Raw genomic sequence first — 25370 nt, forward strand, 5'->3', positions numbered from 1 at the left:
GCAGGGCCCTCGCTCATGCGCGAAAATATTGAGGATTTCGAGGACTTCATGGACCAGTCGGCTATGCAGGCCGTTACCGAGACGAACGATCACCCTGCGGCCGCACCCGAGTCGCTCCGCGCCGAACACCACCTGGCGCCGGACCGCCTGGTGCTCGCCAGAGGTATCTTCACCGGCCCCTCGGCGAAGATCAGCGACGAGCTGTATGTGGTGGTCAAGGGCCGTGCCACCCGCGACCGGCTGAGCCTGCGCCTGGACAAGGGCTCGAGCGCGCATACCAACACCTACTTCGGCCGTTTCGCCGCCAGCTACTGGCAGCGCTGGACCGTGGTCACCGAGGTGCAGGCGACGATGACACTGCACGTCGGCAAGAAGGCGAGTGTGCGGATCGTGGCCTCCGATATCGCCGGGCACCGGCGGATCGTCGGGACCGCCGAGGTCACCGCCGGCGGCCCGCTCACCCTGACCGCGCCGCTCGACCAGTTCGTCGACGGTGGCGCGCTGTGGCTCGAGTTCGACGCCGTCGGCGGCGACCTCGCGGTCTCCGAACTCACCTGGACTGCCACCGCCCCCGAAACGGTCCGGCCGGTCGCCATCGCCATCTGCACCTTCAACCGCGCCCAGGACTGCGCCGAGACCGTCGCCGCGCTGGCCTCCGATCCGGCCGTACTGAGCGCCATCGACGCCGTCTACGTGGTCGACCAGGGCACCGACCTCGTCGAGGACCGGCCGCTGTTCCAGCAGATCAAGCCGGGCCTCGCCGATAAACTGCGCTATATTCGCCAGCCCAACCTCGGCGGCGCGGGCGGTTTCACCCGCGGCCTGTACGAGGTCTCCGCGGCCAACGAGCACGCCGACGTCATCCTCATGGACGACGACATCCTGTGCGAACCCGAAACCGTGCTGCGGTTGCAGGCCTTCGCCAACCTCACCGTGGAACCGACCCTGGTCGGCGCGCAGATGCTCTTCCTGCTCAACCCCGACTACCTCAATGTCGGCGCCGAGGATGTGCATCTGCACAAGCTCATGCACGGCCAGAAGGTCCCCAAGGCGCTGCGCAACACCAGCATGCTCAAGAAGAACCAGGAACGGCGGGTCGACGCCGGTTACAACGCCTGGTGGACCTGCCTCATCCCGGCCGAGGTGGTGAAGAAGATCGGGCTGCCGCTGCCGATCTTCTTCCAGTGGGACGATGTCGAATACGGCGTCCGGGCCCGCGAGCACGGGTTCGTCACCGTCACCCTGCCGAACGCGGCGGTATGGCACGCGGACTTCTACTGGAAGGATTTCGACGACTGGGCGCGCTACTTCAGCACCCGGAACTCGCTGATCGTCAGTGCCATGCACGCCGATCTGGACCCGAGCACGATCACCCGCCAGCTGTTCCGCAATATCGCCGAATATCTGGTCGGTATGCAGTACGGCCTGGCGCACACCACGCTGCAGGGCATCGAGGACTTCCTGCGCGGGCCCTCGATCCTGGCCGATGGCGGCGTGGATGTGCTCAAACGCGCCCGGACCAGTCGCGCCGACTATCCGGAGACCATCAAGCATCCGGCCGCCGAGCCGACCGTGCCCTCCGGTGACATCCGGGTACGCCGCGCCGGCGGCGAACCGAGCCGGCTGCTGCTGGTGCTGATCAAGCGGGCCGTCCAGCAGTGGACCGGACGGGTCCAGCCCGGACTGGTCGGGGTGACCCGCGAGGACGCGCACTGGTGGCATGTATCGCTGTTCGAACACGTGGTGGTGACCGACGCGTCCCAGTCCGGGGTGCGGGTGCGCCGGCGCGACAAGGCCCGGGCCCGGGCCCTGCTGCTGCGCACGGTGAAGACCCTGCGCACCCTGTACCGCGAGCTGCCGACCCTGCAGCAGCGCTACCGGGCCGCGCACGCCGAACTCACCAGCCGCGAGAACTGGGAAAGGCTCTACGGCATCGAGCCCCGGAACTGATCCCCGGGTGGGCGGCGGTCGCCGGACCGCCGCCCACCGGGCGTTTCCGGTATCAGAGGAAAAGGTCCGTGGTGAGCGGTTCGTCGCCCGGCGTCACCCGGTACTTGTCCAGATCGGTGATGCCGCGGGCGGCCAGGACCTCGTCGTCGAGGAAGAAATTGCCGGTCGTCTCCGCGGCCGGGGAGGTGAGCACCAGGTAGGCGGCATCGGCGTAGATATCGGGGGTGCGCGAGGTCCGCACCATCTCCTCGCCGCCCAGCAGGTTGCGCACGGCGGCGGTGGCGATGGTGGTGCGCGGCCAGAGCGAATTCACCCCGATACCCGCGGATTTCAGCTCCTCGGCCAGGCCCAGCGTGGTCAGCGACATCCCGTACTTGGCGATGGTGTAGCCGAGTGAGGACCCGGCCCATTTGGGATCCAGGTTCAGCGGCGGGGACAGGGTGAGGATATGCGGGTTGCGCCCGGCCGCCGCGGATTCGCGCAGGGCCGGGATGCTCAGCTTGGAGAGCAGGAAACTACCGCGGCAGTTGATGTCCTGCATCAGATCGTATTTCTTCATGGCCAGCGTCTCGGTCGGCGAGAGATCGATCGCGGAGGCATTGTTCACCACCAGGTCGATACCGCCGAAACGCTCCGTGGTCTGCCGGACCGCCTCGGCCACCGAATCGTCGAGCCGGATATCGCCGACGAACGGCAGCACCGTGCCGCCCGCCGCCTCGATCTCGGCCGCCGCTGTGTGGATGGTGCCGGGCAGCTTCGGATGCGGCTGATCGGTTTTGGCGATCAGGGTGATGTTCGCGCCGTCGGCACCGGCCCGTTTGGCGATCTCCAATCCGATACCGCGGCTGCCGCCGGACATGATCAGCGTCCGGCCCTTCAGCGATGTGCCCTCGGTTCCGGCCATGGCGTGCCCTCCTGTCGTCGCGACCACGCCACGAGCCCGCGGCGCTGCCGTTCCGAGGTTAGGCAACCGGCGCGGCCTTGCCCAGAGGGCGCGCGATCATCGCTGGTCGGCGCGGTCGCGATCGGAACCCGGGGCGGCCGGACTGCCGGCGCCCCGGGTTCACGCTCACATCGTGGCGATGAGCAGGATGTTCAGCAGGAAGATGAGCGCGACGAACGCCCAGATCACGTACATGACCACCATGCCCGGGGTTTTCTGCGGGCCCGGGCCGATCGCGCCGTTGAGGAAGATGATCGCCGGTGTCCGGTAGAAGTAGCGCGCCCCGGGACCGGGGGAGACCGAGGCGGCGATCTCGGCCGGACCCATATCGAACAGCCAGGGCGTGGTGACCCGGATGTGGTAGTTGCCGGGCCCGACGGGGACGTGATTGTCACCCCAGCGGGTGTTCGGCACCTGCTGGCCGTTCACCAGGATCTTCGGTTTGGTGATGGCCAGCAGGAAGGCCATCGGGGTGTAGGAGCAGTTCACCGTGATGCCGGGCGGATCGTTCGGCGCCGGCTGCCCCGGATGGCCGTATGGTCCGGCCTGCGGTCCACCGGGCCCGAACTGGGCCTGCGGCTGTCCCATCGGCTGGGCGTACGGTCCGCTCGGATACTGCTGAGGTGCGCCGGGCGGGCCGAATCCGCCCTGCGGCGGCTGACCCTGCGGCGGCTGGCCGGGAGGCGGTGCGCCCCACGGCTGGCCGCCCTGCGGCCCCCCTGGAAACTGTGGCTGCCCACCCTGGTTCGGCGGTGCGAACTGCTGTTGCGGTGCCGGGAACTGGCCGGGCGCGGGCTGGCCCTGTGGCGGCTGACCGCCGGGGTAACTCATCGATCTCCTCCCGAATCTGCGGATTGCCAGCCGAACTTACCCGGCGGGGAGGAAACTCTCGCATCGGCCGTCAAGACCTGTTGCGAGATTCGTGACCGATATACGCGCTACGCCCTATTCCGGTTTCTGGAACTGCTCGTTGCGGCCCAGGCTGCGCAGGTGGAACCACTCCCGCAGCCCGGCCGGATCGCGCCGGGTCACCAGGAAGAACCAGGAGAAACGAATCCATTCCTGCGGCAGCAGCTTTCGCATACCGGGCTGGGACATGAGATAGCCGCGATTGCGATAGGTGAAATAGCGCTTCACCGGATCGTCCGGGTACTGGGTATGCATCCGGCCACCGAGGATCGGCTTGAACTCGGCCGCGCCGTTGGGGTGCAGGTAGGCGGTTTGCAGGCAGGTGCCGAAGGGTAACCCGGAGCGCACCAGCCGCCGATGCACCTCGACCTCGTCGCCGCGCACGAACAACCGCAGATCCGGAACGCCGATCACATCCACGGCCTGCGCCGAGATCAGTGCGCCGTTGAACAGGGAGGCGATTCCGGGCAGGAAATCCTCGCGGCCCAGTTCCGAACGCAACCGCCGCCACACCACACCACGGCGCAACGGGAAGGCCAGCCGGTCCGGTTCGTCGATATCGCACACCACCGGCGACACCTCCACCAGCTCGTGCCGGCGGGCGCAGTCGAACAGGGTGGTCAGCACTTCGGGGCCCTCGGGGCGGCCGTCGTCGTCGGCCAGCCACACCCAGTCGGCGCCGAGACTGAGCGCGTGCAGCATACCCAGCGCGAAACCGCCGGCCCCGCCCAGATTGTGGGCCGAACCCAGATAGGTGGTCGGCAACGGCTGATCCGCCACCAGATCGGCCACCTCGGCCTCGTTCCCGTTGTCGACCACGATGAGATGGTCGACCGGGCGCGACTGGGTGGACACCGCTTTCAGCGATTCGGCGAGCAGATCACGCCGCTTATGCGTCACGACAACGGCGACGATCAGGGCGTCGTCGCCGTAGACGACCTCGGGCAGTACCGCAGCGGACGGGTCGGGCGAAGGCTCCTGCGCTCGCGAGGGCCCTCCGTGGTCACGCTGCGCTTCCGCCTCCGTGCCTGACTCGCTCATGCTCTGTTCTTCGGGCACGAGCGAGGGCCCTCCGTGGTCACGCTCCGCTACCGCCTCCGGGCCTGACTCGCTCATGCCGTGTTGTTCTCCAGTTCTCGTTCGCTGCCGGACGACGCGTCCGCCCCGGCCTTTTCGGCTTCCAGCTCGCGCAGCACCGTCGCCACATGGTTACCCGCTTCCGGGCCCTCATAGGCGCGTACCACCTCTTCGATCCCGCCGCGCAGCCGGATCTGGCCGTGATCGATCCACATCGCGGTATCGCAGAGCTGGGCCAGGAATTCGTTGGAATGGCTGGCGAAGACCAGCAGTCCGGATCGGGCGACCAGTTCCTGCAGGCGTACCCGGGCCTTCTTCATGAATTCGGAGTCGACCGCGCCGATCCCCTCGTCCAGCAGCAGGATCTCCGGATCGATGGAGGTCACCACGCCCATCGCCAGCCGCACCCGCATACCGGTGGAGTAGGTGCGCAGCGGCATGGACAGATACTCGCCCAGTTCGGTGAAATCGGCGATCTCATCGATCTTGGACAGCATCTGTTTACGGGTCTGGCCCAGGAACAGGCCGCGGATGATGATGTTCTCGTACCCGGAGATCTCCGGGTCCATCCCGACCCCCAGGTCGAATACCGGTGCCACCCGGCCGCGGATCCGGGCGCTGCCGCGGGACGGTTCGTAGATACCCGAGAGCAGCCGCAGCAGGGTCGATTTGCCGGCGCCGTTATGGCCGACCAGACCCACCCGGTCGCCCTCCTTCAGCGACAGGGTGATGTCGCGCAGCGCCTCCACGACCACCACATCGGACTGGTTGCGGCCGATCGCACCGCCGGCCTTGCCGAGGAAGGCCTTCTTCAGCGAACGCGATTTCGCGTCGAAGATCGGGAACTCCACCCACGCGTCGCGGGTCTCGATACTCACGTGATCGGTCATGATCGCCTGACTCCTAAACCCAGTAGGGCACGCGCGAACGGTACTGCCGCATGGCGATGGCCGCGGCGATCCAGCCGACCACGGTGATGGCGCCGACGATCACCCAGTGATACAGCTTCTGATCGTCGCCGAGCAGTGGCGCGCGCACGATCTCCAGATAGTGGTAGGTGGGGACGATCTCGGCCAGCCGGGCCCGTTCGGCCACATCGCCGCCCTGGGCCTCCAGGCTCTTGGTGTTCCACATCACCGGGGTGAGCACGAACAGCATCAGGGTCATACTGCCCAGGATCGGCGCGATATCGCGGTAGCGGGTGCTGAAGATGCCGAACAGCACCGAGACCCACATGGCATTGAGGAACAGCAGTGCCAGCGCGGGTATCGCGAAGATCGCGGTCCAGTGCAGATCACGCCACACCCCGAACAGTGCCAGCACGGCCACATAGATCAGCAGGTTGTGGGCGAAGAACAGCACCTGCCGCCACACCAGGCGGTAGATGTGCACACTCAGCGCCGACGGCAGCTGTTTGATCAGCCCCTCGTTGGCGATGAAGACCTCCGCGCCCTCCAGGATCGAGGCGTTGATGACATTCCAGACGATCAGGCCGACCGCCACGTACGGGAGGTACTGCTGCAGCGGCTGGCCGAGCAGCGCCGCGTACAGGATGCCGATGGCGGTGGCCTGCACGCCGGTGGCGATGGTGATCCAGAACGGACCCAGCACCGAACGCCGGTAACGCTGTTTGATGTCCTGCCAGCCCAGGGAGAGCCATAGCTCACGCTGACCGAATCCGTCGCGGATATCGCGCCAGGCCCGGGTCCAGGATTGCGAATCGGACCGGATGGGCGCGGGTTCGGTCGTCGCGGTGGCGGCGCTATCGGCGTCGGCCACCGGGGTCTGCTCGGAACTCACGGGCGTCTCATCTGCGGCGGGGGTGTGGTCGGAGCGCACCGTGCTCTCGTCGGTGCTCTCCGGGGATTCGGTGTTTACCAGGTCGGAGCGAGCGGAAGCTGCAGGCACGGTGCACGACACTACCCCGACCGGCGGGGCCCGGTAGCGGGAGGCATATACACCACCGCCGTCACAGGTACTGCCCGGTGCCCCCGATCGACTGGCCGGGCTGCGGGCCGCGTCCGTCGGCGGCGTGGATACCCGGGGGCAGGGCGCCCTGGCGCATCTGCTCGAGCTGCGCCCGCGCGGCCATCTGCTGGGCGAACAGCGCGGTCTGGATGCCGTGGAACAGCCCTTCCAGCCAGCCCACCAGCTGCGCCTGCGCGATCCGCAGCTCGGCGTCGGAGGGGACCGCGTCCTCGCTGAAGGGCAGAGCCAGCCGTTCCAGTTCCTCGCGCAGTTCCGGAGCCAGCCCCTGTTCGAGTTCGCGGATCGACGATTTGTGGATCTCGGCCAGGCGGGTGCGGCTGGCATCGTCGAGCGGAGCCGCCCGGACCTCCTCCAGCAGTTGTTTGATCATGGTGCCGATACGCATGACCTTGGCCGGCTGCTCGACCATATCGGCCAGTGATTCGGAGGCCTCGTGATCCGGGGCGCCCTCCGGGGAATCCTCCCGGCCCGGGAACGACGCGCTCGTCGCGGCGCCCGCGGGCAGCACGACGGGCCGGCCCTCCGGGCCGATTACGACAACGGGATCCGATGCGTCATCCGAGTGCGTCATGTTCCCCATCATGTCGTGTTCGCGGCGAACGCGCTAAGCCGGTGCGGTGGTGCGGCCCAGCGCCGGCCCGGTCCGGCCGGTGACCTACGTCGCGCGCGGTGAGTTATGCGTATTCCGCACAGCTGGTCATCGGCGTTGTGCACAGCACAGTCGGCTTTGTAGTGCACAGCACACTGGGCCGGACCAGGGTTACCGGGCGCCGGGCCGTGGCCTTAAAGTGACCTGCATGACTTACGACGTCGCGCGGGTCCGGGGACTGATCCCCGCTCTGGCCGACGGCTGGATCAATCTGGCTCCGCAGGCGGGCATGCTTGTTCCGGATTCCGTCTCGCGCGCGGTGTCGATCGGTTTCCGCACGTCGTCTTTCTCGCATCTGGGCCGCCATCCCGCGGCCAAACGCAGCGCGGAGGTGCTGCACGACGCCCGGGTGGCGGTCGCCGATCTCGTCGGCGCCGACCCCAGCGGTGTCGTCCTGGGCCCGGACCGCGCGGTACTGCTGGCCTGGCTCGCCGAATCCCTGAGTTCGCGGCTGGGCCTGGGCACCGGGATCGTGCTCTCCCGCCTGGACGACGAGGCGAACGTGGCGCCGTGGTTGCGTATCGCCAACCGCTACGGCGCGCATGTGCGCTGGGCCGAGGTGGAGATCGAGACCTGTGAGATGCCGGCCTGGCAGTACGAGGAGCTCATCGGGCCGACCGCCCGGCTGGTCGCGATCACCGCGGCGTCGCCGATCGTGGGATCGGCGCCATCGGTGCGGGTCGCGGCCGAAAGAGTGCACGAGGTGGGCGGCTTACTCGTCGCCGACGCGGTCGGTGCGGCGCCCTACGCGCTCATCGATATCGACGATCTGAATGCCGATGTGGTCGCGTTGAGCGCCCCCAGCTGGGGAGGTCCCCAGGTGGGGGCGCTGGTGTTCCGGGACCCGGCCTTCCTGGACCGGATTCCGTCGATGGCGCTGAACCCGTACGCCAAGGGCCCCGAACGGCTGGAGGTGGGCGGGCACCAGTACGCGTTGCTGGCCGGGCTCACCACCTCGATCGACTACCTGGCCGGGCTGGACGAACGAGCCAAGGGCACCCGCCGGGAGCGGCTGGAGATATCGGTGACCTCGCTGCAGGACTACCACGACCAGCTGTTCGAACATCTGATGAGCACCCTCGAGGGTATTTCCGGGCTCACCGTGATCGGCCGCGCCTCCACCCGGATCCCGACGGTCAGTTTCACCGTCGACGGGATGCAGGCGGAGAAGATCGCGGCGCAGCTGGCCGATAAGCGGATCAATGTGCTGGCCGGTCCACACGGCGGCAGCCGGCTGCTGGACGCGCTGGGTGTCAACGACGAGGGCGGAGCGGTGACCATCGGTCTCGCCCCGTACACGACCCGGCGCGAGATCGACCTGTTCGGCCGGGCCCTGTCCGCCCTGAGCTGATATCGGCTGCCGGCTCCTCAGCGGCCGCCGATGCGCAGGATCACCTTGCCGAAGGTCTCGTGCTCGTCGAGCATCTCGTGGGCACGCGCGGCGTCGGTCACCGGGATCTCGGCGTGGATCACCGGCACCACCGCGCCCTCGGCCAGCAGCGGCCAGAGCCGGGTCCGCACCTCGGCGATGATGTCGGCCTTGCTCCCGCGTCCGGTGGCCGGGCGGTCGCGCAGTTTGAGCGCCCGGACCGTCCCGCGTTTGGCCATCAGCGCGCCGAGGTTCAGCTCACCGTTGATTCCGCCCTGCATCCCGATCACCAGCACTTGCCCGTCCAGCGCCAGGGCCTCGACATTGCGGCCCAGATAGGCCGCGCCCATATTGTCGAGGATGATGTCCGCGCCCGGCCCGCCCAGACCTTCTTCGGCGCGGATGAGGTCCACGAAATCGTGATCGCGATAGTTGATCAGCACTTCCGCGCCGAGTTCCGCGCACCGCGCGAGCTTGGCCGCCGATCCGGCCGTCACCGCGACCCGGGCGCCCAGCTGTTTCGCGACCTGGATCGCATGGGTGCCGATCCCGCTGCCGCCGCCGTGGATCAGCAGCAGATGGCCCGGCCGCAGCCCGGCTGTCATCACCAGATTCGACCAGACCGTCGCCGCCACCTCGGGCAGCCCCGCCGCCGCCACCAGATCGAGCCCCTCCGGCACCGGCAGCACCTGCCCGGCGGGAACCACGACCCGCTCCGCGTAACCGCCGCCGGACAGCAGCGCACACACCCGGTCGCCGACCGACCAGTCGCTCACACCTTCGCCGACCCCGGCCACCACGCCCGAACATTCCAGCCCGGGTACCGCTGTGGTCCCCGGTGGCGGCGCGTAGAGGCCACGCCGCTGCAGTAGATCGGCGCGGTTCACTCCGGCCGCCGCGACCTCGATGAGCACTTCACCGCGGCCCGGTGCCGGGTCGGGCGCTTCGGACCATTCCATGACCTCGGTCCCGCCGAAGCCGTTCAAGTTGATCGCGCGCATCGCCCCATACTGCAACAGAAATAGCCGAGGGTCTGCCCACGGTGCCCGGACACGGCTAGCGTGACTGTCCGTGAGCAGCTTCATCGACTTCCAGAACGAGATCTACCTCCAGGGAATGGGCGGTGCGATCCCCGACCTGCCGATGACGGCCGACGGCTTCGAGGCGAAGGCCCGGGAGCTGCTCGATGCCCGCGCGTACGCCTATGTGGCCGGTAGCGCGTCGAGTGAACGGACCGCCGCCGCCAACCGGGCCGCGTTCGAGCGCTACCGGCTGGTCCCGCGGATGCTGTGCGGCACCAGCGGGCCCGGCGCCCGGGATACCGCCGTGGAGGTGCTGGGCACGAGATTCGCCGCGCCCGTGCTCACCGCGCCGGTGGGCGTGCTGGAGTTGCTGCACGAAAAGGGCGAGGTCGTGGTCGCGCAGACGGCGAAGGAACTCGGAATCGGCAGCATTCTGTCGACAGCGTCCTCGTCCACCATCGAAGAGGTGGGCGCCGTCGCGGGCGACTGGTGGTATCAGCTGTACTGGCCCGCCGACGACGAACTCGCGCGATCGTTCGTACAGCGCGCCGAACGGGCCGGGGCCTCGGCGATCGTGGTCACCGTGGACACCCCCTCGCTCGGATGGCGTCCGCGCGACCTGGAGCTGGGACATCTGCCTTTCCTGCTCGGCAAAGGTATCGCCAACTACCTGTCCGACCCCGTCTTCCGGGCCAAGCTCCCCGCCCCGCCGGAGGAGAGCGAGGACGCCATGCGGCTGGCGATCCTCACCTGGGTCGGCCTGTTCGGCAACCACAGCCTGCGCGTCGCCGACCTCGCTCGACTGCGGGAATGGACCGATCTGCCGATCGCGGTCAAAGGTGTGCTGCACCCCGACGACGCCCGGGCCGTGGTGGACGCGGGCGCCGACGGTGTGCTGGTGAGCAACCACGGCGGCCGCCAGATCGATAATTCGATCGCCGCCCTCGACGCCCTCGGCCCGATCGTCGCCGCGGTCGGCGACCGCGCCGACGTGCTGTTCGACTCCGGGGTCCGCACCGGCTCCGATGTACTCGTCGCCCTCGCTCTCGGCGCCAAGGCCGTCTGCTACGGCCGGCCCTGGGCCTACGCGCTCGGTATCGCCGGTCAGGCCGGGGTGCGTCACGCCCTGCGGCTGCTGCTCGCCGATTTCGATTCCGCCATGGGCCTTTCCGGTTGCGCCGACCTCGCCGGAACAACCCGCGACCTGCTGGCCGTCCCGCGCTGACCCCGTCACCCGCCGCGCCCGCCGGCGCTCGTCCCGGAGTCCCGGGATTTCGCTGGCAGCGGGGTGCATCGGTTACCATCGAGGCCCTGGAGACGTGGCAGAGCGGCCGAATGCACTCGCCTTGAAAGCGAGAGTCGTGAGAGCGACCGGGGGTTCAAATCCCTCCGTCTCCGCTCTGAGTCCGCGGTTGGACGTCCTTCCCCCGCGGCTGCCGACGACAACTACGGAGTCCGGGCCCGCCTCCGGTTCGACTGTCCCGCATGCGAGTTCTGCCTGGTGGAGGTTACGCGATACCGGCGGATCGCCCAGCTGGCACTGCTGGTCGTTCTGCTCGTGTTCGGGAGCCTGGCTGTCGCGTTCGGATTCGGGGCGCAGCAGTTCTACCTACCGCTCGCCCTGGCGGTGCTGCCCGGATGCTTTCCGCTGATGATGATCGCCGGAGTCCTGGCCTGGAGTCGGTCCGGGTTCTTCGCGGATGTCTGGCTCTCGGATGAGACCGATCACCTGATCGTGTCGGCACATCCCGATTTCGTGGCGGCCGTGGATCGGCAGCGGGGGAGCCGGCCGGCTGAAGGGGGTTGGCCGCCGCGATACCGGCGCGGCCCGCCCGCGCCGGAGGACCGGGATCGGCGAGGTCGGCGCCATCTGGCCGGGGTGGGAACGCGCGGCTATCGTCGTTGCATGAGGCCAGTTCCGGTTCCGCCGCTGAACCGTCGCTCGCGCAGTGTCGGTTCCGAGGTGGCGGCTCATATCGAGCAGATGATCGTCTCCGGCGAGCTGTCGGCGGGCGATCGGCTGCCGGCCGAACGGGAGCTCGCCTCGAGTCTGGGTGTTTCGCGGACCTCGTTGCGTGAGGCGATGTTCGAACTGGAACGTAAACAGCTGGTGGTCCGGCAGCAGGGGCGGGGCAGTATCGTCGCCGCGCCGCCCGCGGCCGCCGCCGAACTGTTCGGCGGGCTGTCCGGGCTCGACGCCGAACTGGGTAACGCGGTCGAACTGCGCGATATCGTCGAACCCCGGATCGCGCAGTTCGCGGCCCTGCGCGCGGTCGAATCGAATCTGCTGTCGCTCTCGCGCGTACTCGACGATTCCGATGAGAACCTGGCTGTGGCGGAGTCCATCCGGCTCGATGTCGAATTCCACAACCTGCTCGCGCATGCCGCGCAGAACCCGCTGCTGGTGGCGCTGTGCGCGATGACGACCAGCTGGACCGAGCGCACCCGCGAACTCTCCCACAAAACGCAGCTGGGACGCCGTATCTCCATCCAGGGACATCACGCGATCTACGAGGCGGTCGCCGCGCGGGACGGGGCGGGCGCGTGTGCCGCGATGGAACAGCATCTGCGCGATGTGCGGGAGATCGGCCTGCGCCGACTGTGACCGACCGCCGCTCCGGGACCGGCCGCGCGTCCCGGCGGGTGGGACCCGTATGGGCGCGAACGCCCGCCTCGCCGCCGTGGCAAGAGGTGTTGCGTACGGTGGACACGTGACGCAAACGAGTGACGAAACTACTGGTCCGGACGCCGCGCCGGCGCGGTGGCCGGCTGTCCTCACCTGGCGCGCCTTCGACAACTCGCGGATGGAATCGGTCCGCGTGACCTTGAACGGAAACCGGATCCGCGCGAGTGGCCGCATCATCGGCGGCGGTTGTGGCGAGCATCCCGCGTTCAGCGCGTCCTACGACCTGGTCACCGACGAGAACGGCGCGACCCGGCGGTTGTCGCTGCGTAGCACCACTGCCGCCGGGGAGCGGCACGCCTCGATCGCCCGCGACGAGGAGAACTACTGGCTCGTCGACGCCACCGGCACCCATATCCGCTCCACCTTCGGGGGTGCGCTGGACGCCGACGTGGTGCTCAGCCCGTTCTTCAACACCCTGCCGATCCGCCGTTTCGGCCTGCAGCACGCCATGGAGGATGTGCAGGTACCGGTGGTGTACGTCGGATTGCCCGATCTCACGGTGCAGGAGGCCGACCTGACCTACAGCAGCGCCGGGGACGGCATCAGCGTGCTCTCACCGGTGTCCAGTGCCACCCTGACCGTGGACCCCGACGGTTTCGTCCTCGACTACCCGGGTCTGGCCGAGCGGGTCTGACCACGGTCACAGCCGGGTGATCACCCCGCCCGCCCGCCCGGCCTCCTGCAGCCGCTCCAGCCAGCCGTCGGCGCCGGGCTCGATATCGATGATCTCCCAGCGTTCGGCGGTCTCGTAACGCCGCCGCGCCGCGTATCCGGCGGCGGTCAGGTCGTCCAGCGAGGTGGACGTATCCAGTGCCGCCCGGGCCTCGGTCAGCGCGGCCAGGGTTTCGTCCAGTACCGCCAGCAGGGCGTCGGAATTGGGTTCGCAGATCGCGCGTACCAGATCGGGGGCGGTGCCCGCGACCCGGGTGCCGTCGCGGAACGAACCCGCCGCCAGCCCGAGGGCGAGGTCGCCGCCACGGGCCCCGGCCACCGCCAGCGCCTCGGCCAGCACATGCGGCAGATGCGAGATCCGGGCGACGGCCCGGTCGTGTTCGGACGCGATTACCGGCACCGCGACCGATCCGCAGTCCAGCGCCAGCCGGGTCACCCGGGTCCAGGTGTGTGGATCGGTGCCCGCGTCCACACCGACCGCCCAGGCGGCGCCCCGGAAGAGTTCCGGATCGGTTGCCTGCCAGCCCGATTCGGACGTTCCGGCCATCGGGTGACCGCCCACATAGCGCTGCTCGAGCCCGAAGCGCCGGACCGCCGCGGCGACCGGGGCCTTGACGCTCACCACATCGGTCAGCCCGCAATCCGGCGCGTGCGTGGCGATCGCGTCCAGCATGGGATCGACGGCCGGCATGGGGACGGCCACCACGATCAGGGCGTCGGAATCGGCGGCGCGGCCCAGCGTGGCCGCGAGGTCGCCGGTGACGTCGAATCCGGAGGCGCGCGCCGCCGCCACGCCCGGCGCCGAGCGGTTGTATCCCCAGGTGGTCCGGCCCGCCGTGGCCGCCGCACGCAGCAGCGATCCGCCGATCAAACCTGTCCCGAGAACACAGAGCGCCGTATGGTCGTCAGCAGTCACCGGAACAGATTCGCATACGACTTCATCTAAGCGCCCCGGGCCGACTACCGTTGCGCCCATGGCAGCACAGCGCTCGGGCACGAACGGGGCGGCGTCGGATGATTACGACGACGTAGAAGGCTTCGCGGTGGCCGTTGTCCGCGAAGACGGCACCTGGCGGTGCAGCCCGCTGACCGCGGCCGCGCTCACCACATTGTCGGCCGCGGAGAACGAACTGAAGGATCTGCGGTCCTCCGGCGCGGTCTTCGGGCTACTCGATATCGACGACGAGTTCTTCATCGTGGTCCGGCCCGCCCCCAGCGGTACCCGGCTGCTGATCTCGGATGCCACGGCGGCGATCGACTACGACATCGCCGCCGATGTCCTCGAGGAACTGCATATCGAGATCCCCGATATCGATCCCGACGAGCTCGACGATATCGACCCCTACGAAGAGGGCGATCTCGGCATCCTCGCGGATCTGGGCCTGCCGGAGCCGGTGTTCAGCGTGATCCTCGCCGAAACCGACCTCTACCCGGACGAGCAGCTCTCGATGATCGCCCAGCGCCTCGGGTTCGCCTCCGAGTTCTCCGCGGTGCTCGACAAACTACCCCGCTGAGGTGAGCGTTCCGCTCTCCGATACCGAGATGGTGCGTACGGCGCTGGCCGTCGCCGTCACCGCCGATCCCCGCGACGTCCCGGTGGGAGCGGTGGTGTTCGATGCCGCGGGCCGGGAACTGTCCCGCGCCACCAACGCGCGCGAGGCCACAGGCGACCCCACCGCGCACGCCGAGGTGCTGGCCCTGCGCCGTGCCGCGGCGGTGCACGGCGACGGCTGGCGGCTCACCGGCGCCACCCTGGCGGTGACCCTGGAACCGTGCACCATGTGCGCCGGCGCCCTGGTCGCGGCCCGGGTGGACCGGCTGCTGTTCGGGGCGTGGGAGCCGAAGACCGGAGCGGTCGGGTCGCTGTGGGATGTGGTCCGTGATCGGCGTCTCAACCACCGGCCCCAGGTGCGGGGCGGGATTCTGGAGCACGAATGCGCGGCGATCCTGGACGATTTCTTCCGGTCCCAGCGCTGAACCGGGGCCGCGGCCCGGCGGACGGTGGTCGATCGCGCCGGGAGCGGATGGCAGATCGGCAGGTCGAGCCCCCGATTTAGGGAAAACCGGCGGTTCCGGTACAGTCGTGGGCGGTGGCGTGTCCGAGCGGCCTAAGGAGCACGCCTCGAAAGCGTGTGAGGGGTAACCCCCCTCCGAGGGTTCAAATCCCTCCGCCACCGCTTCGAGCCCCTCATCCGGAGATCCGGGTGGGGGGCTTCTTCGTGCACGGACCTCGGGCCGCCGGTGGGGTGCCGCCGTCGCCAGATTTCCGAGCGCGCCGTATCGGACACCGGTGGAAAGAGCGAGGAACAATGACAATTCCGCAGTACACGATTTCCCACTTCTCCCAGTCGAACCCGGCCGGAGCCGATCAGGGCGATATCGCATCACTGTTGCGGACCGTGGCCGCATCGATCGAGAGCCTCGGTGACGTGACCGTGCAGGACCTGGTTCTGCACAAAGAGATCACCGCCGCGTGCCCGTGGCCGTCGATCACGGTGTACTACTCCGAAGAGCCGAAAGAGTAGGTGAATCTCAGGCCGATTGCCGGGTCTGCGCGCCGCGGTGGGTGTGCCGGGATCGTGCCGGGAGTGTGGCGCCGATCCGGGCCGCGGGAAAGCGTTCCAGGTGCAGGGTGCAGGTCGGGTTCACGCGTGGCAGCACCCGGACGGCCGCTTCCACCATCGGTGCGGGGCCGCAGACGTACACCGCCGTACCGGGATTCGCCCGGGAGAGCAGTTCCGCCATATCCGGGGGGCCGAATTCGTCGTCGGGCCGGACGAGTGCGCCGGGAAGCCGGTTGATGAAAGGCATCGATTCGCGGGTGCGGCCGGTGTAGACGAGCGTGCCGCGGCGACCCGCCGCCCGCACCATGGGCAGCAGCGCGGTGATACCCATACCGCCGGCGACGAACAGGTATTCGGGTACGTCCACGAACGGGAACGTGTGCCGGGGCCCGAAGACCCGGATCGTATCGCCGCTGCGCAGGTCCTCGTGGATTTCGATGGAGCCGCCGTCGCCGTGCGGGGCGAGCCGGACGGCGATCCGGTAGGCGGAACCGTCGCGCGGATCGCCGCACAGCGAGTACTGCCGCAGCCGTCCGGAGGGCAGGAAGAGGTCCAGGTGCGCGCCGGGCAGCCAGGCGGGCAGCGGGTCGCCGTCGGGGTCGACCAGCACCACGCCCACCACGTCCGCCGCCTCCCGCTGCACGGCCGCCACCACCAGCTGGAGGTTGAACCCGCTGTGCCAGAAAGCTTTCGGGCGCGGCAGCAAGGAGGAGGGTCCGTGGGCGACGAGTATCGAACGGCAGGCGTCCACGGCCGCGCCGATCATCTGCAGGCCGCGGGGCGGCACCTGGGTGCCCATCAGCTGTCCGCCGCTAGTCGGGCCGGACGACACACCAGAAAGTAACAAGCGACTGCTTGGCTGGTCTGCACCATCCGGCGAATCTACACCGCAACATAATTAATAGCAATGTTGCAATATTGCGAGTGCCCGATAGGTGTTTGTGCTCACGCGGTACTTGCTAGCGTTATCTCATGTCCGCCGCGTACCCATCGTCCCCCGGACTGCAGGACGGTATCGAAGCTCGCATTCTGGACGCGGCATTGATCAGGTTCAGCGAGTTCGGCGTCAAGAAGACGACCATCGAAGATATCGCCCGGCAGGCCGGCGTCGACCGCGTCACCGTATACCGTCGCGTCGGTTCCCGCGACGATGTCGTCCAGGCGGTCGTGAGCCGGGAGGTCGCGGCCGTGCTCACCGAGGTCGACGCCATCTCCATCCGGCACAGCATCCTCGACGACCTGGTGGCCGATATCTTCGTGACGGTTATCAGCCGCTGGCGCGAGCACACACTGGTGAAACGCATGCTCGTCGTGGAACCCGAGCGGATCCTGGAGAAACTCACCACCGAGGGCGGCCCGGTCTTCGCCATGTCGGTCGCCGCCGCCCATTCCGCCCTGTGCCGGGCGGCGGACTCCGGGCTGCTCGCCGAACCGGCCGATCTGCTGACCCGCGCGGAAGTGGTGTGCCGCCTGGTGCATTCGTTCATCCTGTGCCCGTCGGGCCTGGTGCCGCTGGAGTCGGATACCGACCTGGACCAGTTCGCCCGGACCTACGTCGTACCCATCGTCACCGGCTGAGCGGGAAAACCCGCCACGCCTTCGATTGCGGACGGATTCGTGCACGAAACCATCCGCCGGGCTCTGCGCGAACTCGCCCCGCCGCGCTAGCCGCTGGCCGGCGCGGCGATCTCGCCTTTCCTCCCGCGGATGGCGTCTTCGAGCCTCAACTCGGATACCGGTACGGACCGGCGTCCGGACCTGCAAACTGAGCGTTGGAGCGGCCGGCTCGTACCCGTGCCCTCCGCGTATCGGTGAACGGGAGGACTCGCGAATGTCGGATACCACCACCGAGGGCACGGCGGGCCCCGGAAAGCAGGCGGCGGCCTCGTCGCCGGCGAGCACGCGCCGCGCCGTCCTGAACACGCTGCGCGGATCGTCGGGCAACCTGGTCGAGTGGTACGACGTCTACGTCTACACCGTGTTCGCCTCGTATTTCGAGAGCCAGTTCTTCGATTCGGCGGATAAGAACTCCACCGTCTACGTGTACGCGATCTTCGCGGTGACCTTCCTCATGCGCCCGGTCGGTTCGTGGTTCTTCGGCCGCTACGCCGACCGCCACGGCCGCCGCGCCGCGCTCACCTTCAGCGTGTCGCTCATGGCGGCGTGTTCGCTGGTGATCGCGGTAGTGCCGGGACGCGAAGTGATCGGCGTGGGCGCGGCGGTGATCCTCATCCTGTGCAGGCTTGTGCAAGGATTCGCGACCGGCGGCGAATACGGCGCTTCGGCCACCTATATGTCCGAGGCGGCCACCAAGGAACGCCGCGGGTTCTTTTCGTCGTTCCAGTACGTCACCCTGGTCGGCGGCCATGTACTCGCCCAGCTCACCCTGCTGGTGCTGCAGGTGTTCCTGGACAAACAGGAGATCTCCGATTTCGGCTGGCGGATAGCGTTCTTCATCGGCGGGATCGCGGCGGTGGTCGTGTTCTGGTTGCGCCGCAGCATGGACGAATCGCTGACCGAGGAACAGCTCGACGCCGTCCGGCGCGGCGAGGACTCCGAATCCGGCTCGCTGCGGGTACTGGTGCGTGACTACTGGCGTCCGCTGCTGGTGTGTTTCTTCGTCACCATGGGCGGCACCCTCGCCTTCTACACATACAGCGTGAACGCGCCCGCCATGGTCAAGTCGGCGTTCGACGGTCACGGTATGACCGCCACCTGGATCAACCTCACCGGTTTGATCTTCCTGATGCTGCTCCAGCCGATCGGCGGCCTGATCAGCGATAAGGTCGGCCGTAAACCGGTACTGGTGTTCTTCGGGATCGGCGGCGTCACCTACACCTGGTTCCTGATCAGCTTCCTGCAGGACGCGACCTCGGTGGCCGGGACGCTGCTGGTGACCTGTATCGGCTACATCCTGCTCACCGGCTACACCTCGATCAATGCCATCGTCAAAGCCGAACTCTTCCCGTCCCATATCCGCGCCCTGGGCGTCGGCGTGGGGTACGCGCTGGCCAATTCCGCGTTCGGCGGTACCGCGCCGATGATCTACCAGGCCGCGAAGAACGGGGGACATGTCACCTGGTTCATCGTGTACGTCACCGTCGTGATCGCGGCGTCGCTGTACGTCTACCTCTTCGTCCTGAAGAACAAGACCGAGACGGCACTCGACCGGGAACAGGGGCGCGCGTTCGTCCGAGCCGGGGATACCACCGACGTGCCTTGACCTGAATCGAGGTTGAGGTCATAGCGTCGGTGGCACCTCCGAACCGAATGGATGTGCGCCATGAAAATCCGGGAAGTAGCCATCACCGCAACGGACCTCGACGGTGTCGCGGCCTTCTATCGGGATGTGCTGCAGCTGCCGGTGTCCACGGAGGCGGGAAGGGTTTCCGTCGAGATCGGCGCCGGCCGCCTGGTCGTCACCGAAGGTGAGCCTTTCGCCGGAGTGCACCACCTGGCCTTCGGAATCTCACCCCACGATTTCGAGACCGCCCGGCGCTGGCTGGACGGACGCGTCGAACTGCTCCGGTTGAACGGGTCGGAGATCATCGAGGGTCCGGCGGGCTGGGATTCCCGCTCGCTCTACTTCCGCGGCCCCGAAGGGATCGTGCTGGAACTCATCGCCCGTCATGCCGATGCCGGAGTGCCCGCCGGCGACGGCGAGCGGCCGGCGCTGTTCTCGATCAGCGAGGTCGGACTCGGGGTGGCCGATGTCGGGCGCGCGGTCGCCGAACTGCACGACACCTTCGGGCTGCCGCCTTTCCCACCGCAGCTGACGCAGTTCGCGCCGACCGGTGGGCACGACGGGCTGTTCATCGTCGCCGATACCGAGCGGATCTGGTTTCTCACCGAGAGCGACTACCCCGCGCGCGGACCGATCGCCGTGCGCATCGAAGCACCCAGGCGGGGCAAATCGGCCCTCGGCCCGCTCATCGATATCGAGGCGACCGGCACCCAGGACCAGTGAACAGCGGACTGCCGGAAACGGCGAGGTATACCGGACTTCAGCGTGTTCCGTTCGTGCGAGTGCGGGATCTCAGAGTGGCAGACCATTTTCCAGGAACTCCAGCGCCTCGTTGACAACGGCGTAGATATCCGGGTTGTTCTCGTCGACCGCGCGGAGGTAGGCCATCACCGCGACGCCTGCCACCGCTCCCGTCCAGTAGCGGACATACGGGTCGTCCGGTCGGCGGCCGGTTCGCTGGGCCACGGCCTCGAGAAACGGCGGCAGATCCGTTTCGACCTTGGCCGCCACGGATGCTCGCAACTCCGGCACGGTGGCGATCAGTTTCATCCGGGTGGTCTCCAGCGCCGCCATATCGACATCCGCGCTCGCGAGAACCGCGAGAAGCGCATTGCGCATTGCCCGGAGCAGGGGCAGTTCGGCGGGTTCGGCGAGGAACTTCTCCAGGAAGATCGGATCGACGCGGTCGTACAGGACGGTATCCGGTTTGCTGGGGAAGTAGCGGAACAGCGTGCTCGGCGAGACCTCGGCCGCCGCCGCTACTTCCTCCAGCGTTGTCTTGGCGTACCCCTGCTCCCGGTAGAGGCGCAGCGCGTGATCCTGGATGGATTCACGCGTGCGCTTCTTCTTGAGTTCTCGCAGGCCACCGGTACTCATGAACTCATCTTGCCGAACCCTCGACCGGCCGGACAACCGCGCTCGCGTCCGTTTCGGGAGCGTTGTCCGGGAGTTGGCGGCCTTCGACGTCCAGATCCGGCAGTATCCGGTCCAGCCATTTCGGCAGCCACCATGCCTTGTCCCCGACGAGTGCGAGTACCGCGGGAACAATGGTCATCCGCACCAGGAAGGCGTCGACAGCGACCGCCGCCGCGAGCGCCACACCGATCTGCACGATATCGCTGGCGTCGCCGGTGCTGAACCCGGCGAAAACGCTGACCATGATGATCGCCGCGGCGGCCACCACCCGCGCCCCGTGCCCGAATCCGGCCCGGACGGCCGCCGTCGCGTTCGCCCCGTGCACGTACTCCTCCCGCATCCGGGTCACCAGGAACACCTCGTAGTCCATTGCCAGCCCGAACACGACGCCGATGATGAAGATCGGCAGCATGCTCACCACCACGTCGGTGGTGTGGATGCCCAGCCATTCCAGCCACCCCCACTGGAAGACGGCCACCATGACACCGAAGGTCGCACCCAGGCTGAGCAGGAATCCCAGTGTCGCCTTGAGCGGGACCACGATCGACCGGAAAACGGCCATGAGCAGCACGAACGACAGGCCGACCACCACCAGCAGGTAGGTCCACAACGCCTGCGCCATCCGGTCGCTGAAATCGATGATGATGGCGGCGGTTCCGGTGACGGCGATCCGGGCGCCGAACCCTTCGGCGGTGCCGGCGATATCGCCGCGCAGTGTGTGCACCAGTTGCTCGGTCTCCGCGCTGTCGGGTCCACCGCGCGGGATGACCGCGATGATCGCGGTATCGCCGGCCGGGTTGAATTCCGGCGGCGCCGCCGTCGCGACCCCCTCGGCGCCGGCCAATTCGGTGTGCACGCGCCGCGCGGCGTCGCGGTGGTCCGGGGTGCCGGCGAGATCCACGACCACCAGCAGCGGTCCGTTGAATCCCGGACCGAAACCCGCCGCGATCGCGTCATATGCCTTGCGCTGAGTGGTGTGCTCCGGATAGGTGCCCTGGTCGGGTACGCCCAGCCGGAGATCCAGTGCCGGAAGGGCCAGCACACCGATACCGATCAGCGCGGCGACCAGCATGGTCACCGGCCGCCCGGTGGTCAGCGCCGCCCAGCGCCGCGCGAGAGTGCGCGTCTCACCGCCCGCGCTCTCCGTCCGCCCCCGCAGACCGCGCCGCAGCACCCGCATACCGGCGAACCCGAGAAGCGCCGGCAGCAGAGTGACCGCCACCAGCACCGCGACGGCCACCGTGAACGCCGCCGCGATACCCATCTCGGTGAGCAGCCCGATACCCACCACGGCGAGACCGGTCAGTGCGATCACCACCGTCGTCCCGGCGAAGAGCACCGCCGAACCCGCCGTGGCCACCGCCCGCCCGACGGCCTCCTCCGGATCGGCGTTGCGGGTCAGCTCATGGGTGTAGCGGGTGACGATGAACAGCGCGTAGTCGATACCGACCGCCAGCCCGAGCATGAGCGCGAGAATCGGGGTCGTGACCCCGAGGTCGAGAAAGGCGGTGGCGGTGAGAATGCCGAGCAGGCCGACCGCGACCCCGGTGACCCCCGCGATCAGCGACATCCCCGCCGCGACCAGCGATCCCAGCGTCACCACCAGCACCACGGTGGCGATGAGCAATCCGATGAGCTCCTTGCTCACATCGGGCATCAGCTCCATCACGTCCCCGCCCACCGCGACGCGCAGTCCGGCGGAATCGCTGCGTTCCACCAGATCCATCAGTTCCTGGCGGCTCGACTCACGCACGGTCTCGAACGACACCGCATAGGTCACCTCGGCGACCGCGACCCGCCGGTCCTCCGAAATGAGCCCGCTCTCGAACGGACCCTGCACCGCCGCGACCTCGGCGGCCCCCGCGGCCTCCTGCACCACCTCGGTGATCCGCCGCCGCGGCTCCGGATCGGTCACCGCACCGTCCTGCGCACTGAACACGATCAGCGCGGTTCCGCCGTCCAAGGGCAGTTCGGAGAAGCGCTCCTCCAGCAGATCGAACGCTTCCTGGGATTCGGTCCCCGGCAGGCTCAACGACGTGGCGGAAGGCTCGGCGAGCGTCGCCGCCCCCACCCCCAGCACAGTCAGGAGCACCACCCAGAGCAGGAGTACGAGTCGCCGGGCGCGATAGCTGAATCGCCCGATTCGATAGAGCATGGCCGACATGACAGCCTCTCCTATTTGGTAGTTGATGTCTTATGACAGTAACTACCATTTTTTGGCCAGGCAATACCCAGCCTTTACTTTCGGAGGGGTGAGGTGGGTTCACGGGTCGTACGGCGTGCGTCCAACCGCGCCCGTCGAGGTCACAACCACCGCGAGCGCACTGACAACCCCCCAAGACGGCTCTCCGCGCCATGGTTCTCAGGTGAGATGCAGTTACGCCAGGATCCTCAAAGGCGGCCTGTTCGATCCGCCGATTCGCAGGTGGAGCGTGAGTCAGAGAGCGGTCCGCGGCGGTGCTTGGTCAGGCGCCGAGAGCCACGGATGTTCAAGTAGGGCAGCCCAGGCCGCCGCCCACGGGAGGCGGTGTATCTCCGTCTCCCCGGCGCCGGGTTCGTGCAGCCTGTAGGCGTCGTCGAGCACGGTGACACCCCAATCCGAGAGTTTGCGGATGGCGTCCTGAACCGCCGGGAAACTCATCTGCGCCTGATTGGAGAACGGTACGGCCACAACAGGAAGCTTCTTGCCGACCGCTTCGACCAGCAGGCCCAGCGGGAGCGTGTCGGAAATGCCGAGGGACCATTTGGCGACCGAGTTGCAAGTGACCGGAGCGACGATCATCGCATCGGCCGGTGGCAGCACGTCCGGGGTACCCGGCTGCTTGTACTCACTGCGTACGACGTGACCTGTCTGGTCCGCGAGTGCGTCGACGTCGATGAACTTGCGGCCGTCGGGTGACGCCACAACGCACACATCCCACCCGTCGGCCTGGGCGATGTCGACCAGTTTGCCGATCCCTCGGGCGGCGGGGGAGCCGGTGACGATCGCATACAGGACAGCGCTTCCCTGGTCGTTCATCTGCCCATCGTCTCAGGCCCGGCAGGCGATATGCAGTGCCGCCGGGCCTCCCAGCGCCGGTCCTACGTCGGCACGACGCCCACCCGCCGGGCAAGCTGCCCGAGTTCACCGGTGGTCAGTTCTCGCCGTGCCGAGCGCATCATGTGCCCGACCAGTTCGCGAACGTGAGCCATACCGCGCACCTGCTGTGGCCCGATGTGTTCCGCCCGAAGCAGCGCGTACAGCGCGTCTCGGTAGTTTCGCCGCAAGGCGTGCGCGCGTCCGACTTCGACAAAGTATTGAGCCCGGCGGCTGGGTGTCTTGATCGCATGAGGGTCGAGCAGCGTTGCCAGTTCCAACGCTTTGTCCGGCTCCTGCCGTTCCATCGCCGCGGACATACGCCACAACACCACGTTCTCCGGACCGAATGTCGAATTACGCACTATCGAAGTATTCGGCCGAGCATCGGTGAGACGGTCGGCAACTTCTGCCGCCTCGGCGAAATGGCTGCCCGTTTCCTTGCCGAGCGCTGCCGCGGTCAACGCGCTCTGCAGGTGGAGCATCCCGTATGTCTCCAGTTCGCCTCGAGACACGGCCGCTGCCTGCAGTCTGTCGGCCGAGGACTCCGCGCAGCTCAGTGCAGCAGACAATGTTCCCGGACGGGACAACAGCACCTGGCTACGCACAAACGCTGCAGCCGCGTATCCCGCTGTGTCTCCGGTGTTCTGAGCGGCCTGCTCAACCGCCTGCGCCGCGGTCCATGCCAGCGAGCTGTACCCGCGCACTCGCAAGGCGATCGCGGTGTCGAACAAGACCGACGCGAGGATGTTCCATGCTGTCGTTCTGTCGGACTCGGCCGCAGCATAGGTGTGCCGGTAGCACCCCGTGATCAGCGGCGCGAGCATCGGCCCGAGTTCGGCGTACTCGCACGCGAGACGTGTTCGGCCGACCTGTCCGGCTGCGGTCGCCAATTCACCGAGTGTGCGCTGTTCTGTCCCGTGCTCGGCATGTCCTGCCATCCACAGGGCCGTCTCGATATCGGAGATGCTCGCATGGAAGGCAGCGGCCGATGGGTCGAGCTGTTCGAGTGGATGTCCGGTTAGGTCCGTAACCCGTACGCCGAGCGCTGTCGCCAGTGCGTAGAGAGTCCGGCGGGAATCGATAGGTCGCTCACCGTTCTCGTACTTCGCTATGGCTCCACGGGAGAGACCGGCACGGTCGGCAAGTACCTGTTGCGATATACCGCGCCGAGCGCGAATCGCGCGTACCTGACGGCCGACGAACTGATCGTCATCTGGCCGAAAGTCGGTCATATACACACTGTCCCACAGCGGGACGAATCGCGACCGTCCCGCTGCAAAGCTTCATTCCCGGCCCCGCCGCCGGACCGAGCCCCGACTCTCCGGCGGCGGGTGCCTGCCAACACGACGAGTCGGGCGCAAGGGGTGTCAGGTGGGAGAACTTCCAAAGGCCGTCGGGCTGATCCGCACCGATGTCTTCGGGAAGGGTGCGGATGTGCACCGCGTCGCCGAACGTTATGGCTACCGTCTGGTGTGGACGGTACGACTGGACGTCGGCCCGCTCGCGTCCGCGTTGATCGTGGCCGGCATCGTGGTCGAACACGCGGCGGTTGCAGTGGTAGTTCCGTCGTTGGAGCACGTCGTCTCGATCCGCCACGCCATCACCGACTTGGCTGCGCTGGCAACGCCGATGCAGTTCTATCCGCGAGGTCATCGCTGGCCCGCCGTCGATCAGGGCGAATCCGGCCCGTCCGAAGCAGATCGAGACGGTACGCGGTGACGATCATCGGTCTGGCAATCGCCGCGGGTATCCCCTTGCTGGTTCTGGTGTGGTGCCTGTTCTGGCCGCAGCACTAGGGCAC

General features: G+C 67.9%; 25 protein-coding genes and 2 tRNA genes. 14 read left to right on the forward strand and 13 right to left on the reverse strand.

Going from position 1 to position 25370, the window contains the following annotated elements:
* Nucleotides 1-48 precede the first annotated feature (48 nt).
* On the forward strand, nt 49-1950 hold the full coding sequence (locus ACWDU1_RS02720) for a glycosyltransferase (protein ID WP_449995366.1): 1902 nt from the start codon (nt 49-51) through the stop codon (nt 1948-1950).
* A gap of 52 nt (nt 1951-2002) precedes the next feature.
* Here the strand turns inward: ACWDU1_RS02720 and ACWDU1_RS02725 are convergent, their stop codons facing one another.
* The 6 genes from ACWDU1_RS02725 to ACWDU1_RS02750 form a co-directional block, all read right to left on the reverse strand.
* Nucleotides 2003-2854, reverse strand: a complete 852-nt coding sequence (locus ACWDU1_RS02725; protein ID WP_449995320.1) for an SDR family oxidoreductase — start codon at nt 2852-2854, stop codon at nt 2003-2005.
* Between the two features lie 165 nt (nt 2855-3019).
* A complete protein-coding gene (locus ACWDU1_RS02730; RefSeq protein WP_449995322.1) occupies nt 3020-3724 on the reverse strand; it encodes a hypothetical protein in 705 nt (234 codons plus the stop codon).
* Between the two features lie 114 nt (nt 3725-3838).
* Nucleotides 3839-4843, reverse strand: coding sequence for a galactofuranosyltransferase GlfT1 (gene glfT1, locus ACWDU1_RS02735; protein WP_449995324.1), 1005 nt, complete (start codon nt 4841-4843; stop codon nt 3839-3841).
* A 71-nt stretch (nt 4844-4914) separates the two neighbouring features.
* Entirely contained in the window at nt 4915-5769 is an 855-nt protein-coding gene (gene wzt / locus ACWDU1_RS02740) for a galactan export ABC transporter ATP-binding subunit Wzt/RfbE (protein ID WP_449995326.1), read from the reverse strand.
* Between the two features lie 13 nt (nt 5770-5782).
* Nucleotides 5783-6679, reverse strand: a complete 897-nt coding sequence (wzm, locus tag ACWDU1_RS02745) for a galactan export ABC transporter permease subunit Wzm/RfbD (RefSeq protein ID WP_449995328.1) — start codon at nt 6677-6679, stop codon at nt 5783-5785.
* A 169-nt stretch (nt 6680-6848) separates the two neighbouring features.
* On the reverse strand, nt 6849-7439 hold the full coding sequence (locus tag ACWDU1_RS02750) for a bacterial proteasome activator family protein (RefSeq protein ID WP_449995330.1): 591 nt from the start codon (nt 7437-7439) through the stop codon (nt 6849-6851).
* A gap of 226 nt (nt 7440-7665) precedes the next feature.
* Here ACWDU1_RS02750 and ACWDU1_RS02755 point away from each other — a divergent pair, with 226 nt between their 5' ends.
* The gene (locus ACWDU1_RS02755) at nt 7666-8868 is read left to right on the forward strand and encodes a cysteine desulfurase-like protein (protein ID WP_449995332.1); all 1203 of its coding nucleotides are present in this window, start codon (nt 7666-7668) and stop codon (nt 8866-8868) included.
* 17 nt (nt 8869-8885) lie between these two features.
* Here ACWDU1_RS02755 and ACWDU1_RS02760 read toward each other — a convergent pair whose 3' ends face one another.
* Nucleotides 8886-9887, reverse strand: a complete 1002-nt coding sequence (locus ACWDU1_RS02760; RefSeq protein ID WP_449995334.1) for an NAD(P)H-quinone oxidoreductase — start codon at nt 9885-9887, stop codon at nt 8886-8888.
* Nucleotides 9888-9957: 70 nt separating this feature from the next.
* Between ACWDU1_RS02760 and ACWDU1_RS02765 the strand changes: the two genes are divergently transcribed.
* The 4 genes from ACWDU1_RS02765 to ACWDU1_RS02780 all read left to right on the forward strand — a co-directional run bounded on the left by ACWDU1_RS02765 (nt 9958) and on the right by ACWDU1_RS02780 (nt 13228).
* On the forward strand, nt 9958-11133 hold the full coding sequence (locus tag ACWDU1_RS02765) for a lactate 2-monooxygenase (RefSeq protein ID WP_449995336.1): 1176 nt from the start codon (nt 9958-9960) through the stop codon (nt 11131-11133).
* An 88-nt stretch (nt 11134-11221) separates the two neighbouring features.
* A tRNA-Ser gene (locus ACWDU1_RS02770) sits at nt 11222-11306 on the forward strand.
* A 103-nt stretch (nt 11307-11409) separates the two neighbouring features.
* Nucleotides 11410-12513 carry a FadR/GntR family transcriptional regulator gene (locus ACWDU1_RS02775; RefSeq protein WP_449995337.1) on the forward strand — a complete coding sequence of 368 codons (1104 nt, stop codon included), beginning with the start codon at nt 11410-11412 and terminating at the stop codon, nt 12511-12513.
* A 106-nt stretch (nt 12514-12619) separates the two neighbouring features.
* A complete protein-coding gene (locus ACWDU1_RS02780) occupies nt 12620-13228 on the forward strand; it encodes a putative glycolipid-binding domain-containing protein (protein ID WP_449995339.1) in 609 nt (202 codons plus the stop codon).
* Nucleotides 13229-13234: 6 nt separating this feature from the next.
* Here the strand turns inward: ACWDU1_RS02780 and ACWDU1_RS02785 are convergent, their stop codons facing one another.
* The gene (locus ACWDU1_RS02785) at nt 13235-14182 is read right to left on the reverse strand and encodes a prephenate dehydrogenase (protein WP_449995341.1); all 948 of its coding nucleotides are present in this window, start codon (nt 14180-14182) and stop codon (nt 13235-13237) included.
* Nucleotides 14183-14240: 58 nt separating this feature from the next.
* Between ACWDU1_RS02785 and ACWDU1_RS02790 the strand changes: the two genes are divergently transcribed.
* From ACWDU1_RS02790 to ACWDU1_RS02805, 4 genes are all read left to right on the forward strand, one after another.
* Entirely contained in the window at nt 14241-14780 is a 540-nt protein-coding gene (locus ACWDU1_RS02790; RefSeq protein WP_449995343.1) for a tRNA adenosine deaminase-associated protein, read from the forward strand.
* A 28-nt stretch (nt 14781-14808) separates the two neighbouring features.
* A complete protein-coding gene (locus ACWDU1_RS02795) occupies nt 14809-15243 on the forward strand; it encodes a nucleoside deaminase (RefSeq protein WP_449995368.1) in 435 nt (144 codons plus the stop codon).
* A gap of 112 nt (nt 15244-15355) precedes the next feature.
* Nucleotides 15356-15443, forward strand: a tRNA-Ser gene (locus ACWDU1_RS02800).
* 132 nt (nt 15444-15575) lie between these two features.
* Nucleotides 15576-15791 (forward strand): hypothetical protein, encoded by a 216-nt coding sequence (locus ACWDU1_RS02805; RefSeq protein ID WP_449995345.1) that lies wholly within the window; start codon nt 15576-15578, stop codon nt 15789-15791.
* 7 nt (nt 15792-15798) lie between these two features.
* Here the strand turns inward: ACWDU1_RS02805 and ACWDU1_RS02810 are convergent, their stop codons facing one another.
* Entirely contained in the window at nt 15799-16629 is an 831-nt protein-coding gene (locus ACWDU1_RS02810; RefSeq protein WP_449995347.1) for a ferredoxin reductase, read from the reverse strand.
* A 173-nt stretch (nt 16630-16802) separates the two neighbouring features.
* Here ACWDU1_RS02810 and ACWDU1_RS02815 point away from each other — a divergent pair, with 173 nt between their 5' ends.
* The 3 genes from ACWDU1_RS02815 (at nt 16803) to ACWDU1_RS02825 (ending at nt 19797) form a co-directional block, all read left to right on the forward strand.
* Nucleotides 16803-17408 (forward strand): TetR/AcrR family transcriptional regulator, encoded by a 606-nt coding sequence (locus ACWDU1_RS02815; protein ID WP_449995349.1) that lies wholly within the window; start codon nt 16803-16805, stop codon nt 17406-17408.
* A gap of 253 nt (nt 17409-17661) precedes the next feature.
* Nucleotides 17662-19053 carry an MFS transporter gene (locus tag ACWDU1_RS02820; protein WP_449995351.1) on the forward strand — a complete coding sequence of 464 codons (1392 nt, stop codon included), beginning with the start codon at nt 17662-17664 and terminating at the stop codon, nt 19051-19053.
* A 60-nt stretch (nt 19054-19113) separates the two neighbouring features.
* Complete coding sequence (locus ACWDU1_RS02825) at nt 19114-19797, forward strand: VOC family protein (protein ID WP_449995353.1); 684 nt, start codon at nt 19114-19116, stop codon at nt 19795-19797.
* A gap of 69 nt (nt 19798-19866) precedes the next feature.
* Here the strand turns inward: ACWDU1_RS02825 and ACWDU1_RS02830 are convergent, their stop codons facing one another.
* The 4 genes from ACWDU1_RS02830 to ACWDU1_RS02845 all read right to left on the reverse strand — a co-directional run bounded on the left by ACWDU1_RS02830 (nt 19867) and on the right by ACWDU1_RS02845 (nt 24801).
* A complete protein-coding gene (locus ACWDU1_RS02830; protein ID WP_449995355.1) occupies nt 19867-20451 on the reverse strand; it encodes a TetR/AcrR family transcriptional regulator in 585 nt (194 codons plus the stop codon).
* A 4-nt stretch (nt 20452-20455) separates the two neighbouring features.
* A complete protein-coding gene (locus ACWDU1_RS02835; RefSeq protein ID WP_449995357.1) occupies nt 20456-22654 on the reverse strand; it encodes an MMPL family transporter in 2199 nt (732 codons plus the stop codon).
* A gap of 273 nt (nt 22655-22927) precedes the next feature.
* The gene (locus ACWDU1_RS02840) at nt 22928-23509 is read right to left on the reverse strand and encodes a flavoprotein (protein ID WP_449995359.1); all 582 of its coding nucleotides are present in this window, start codon (nt 23507-23509) and stop codon (nt 22928-22930) included.
* A 62-nt stretch (nt 23510-23571) separates the two neighbouring features.
* Nucleotides 23572-24801, reverse strand: a complete 1230-nt coding sequence (locus tag ACWDU1_RS02845) for a helix-turn-helix domain-containing protein (RefSeq protein WP_449995360.1) — start codon at nt 24799-24801, stop codon at nt 23572-23574.
* A gap of 202 nt (nt 24802-25003) precedes the next feature.
* Here ACWDU1_RS02845 and ACWDU1_RS02850 point away from each other — a divergent pair, with 202 nt between their 5' ends.
* Nucleotides 25004-25288: a hypothetical protein gene (locus ACWDU1_RS02850; RefSeq protein ID WP_449995362.1), complete on the forward strand. Its 285-nt coding sequence runs from the start codon at nt 25004-25006 to the stop codon at nt 25286-25288.
* The last annotated feature ends 82 nt before the right edge of the window (nt 25289-25370 follow it).

Source organism: Nocardia sp. NPDC003345 (genome assembly GCF_053589395.1).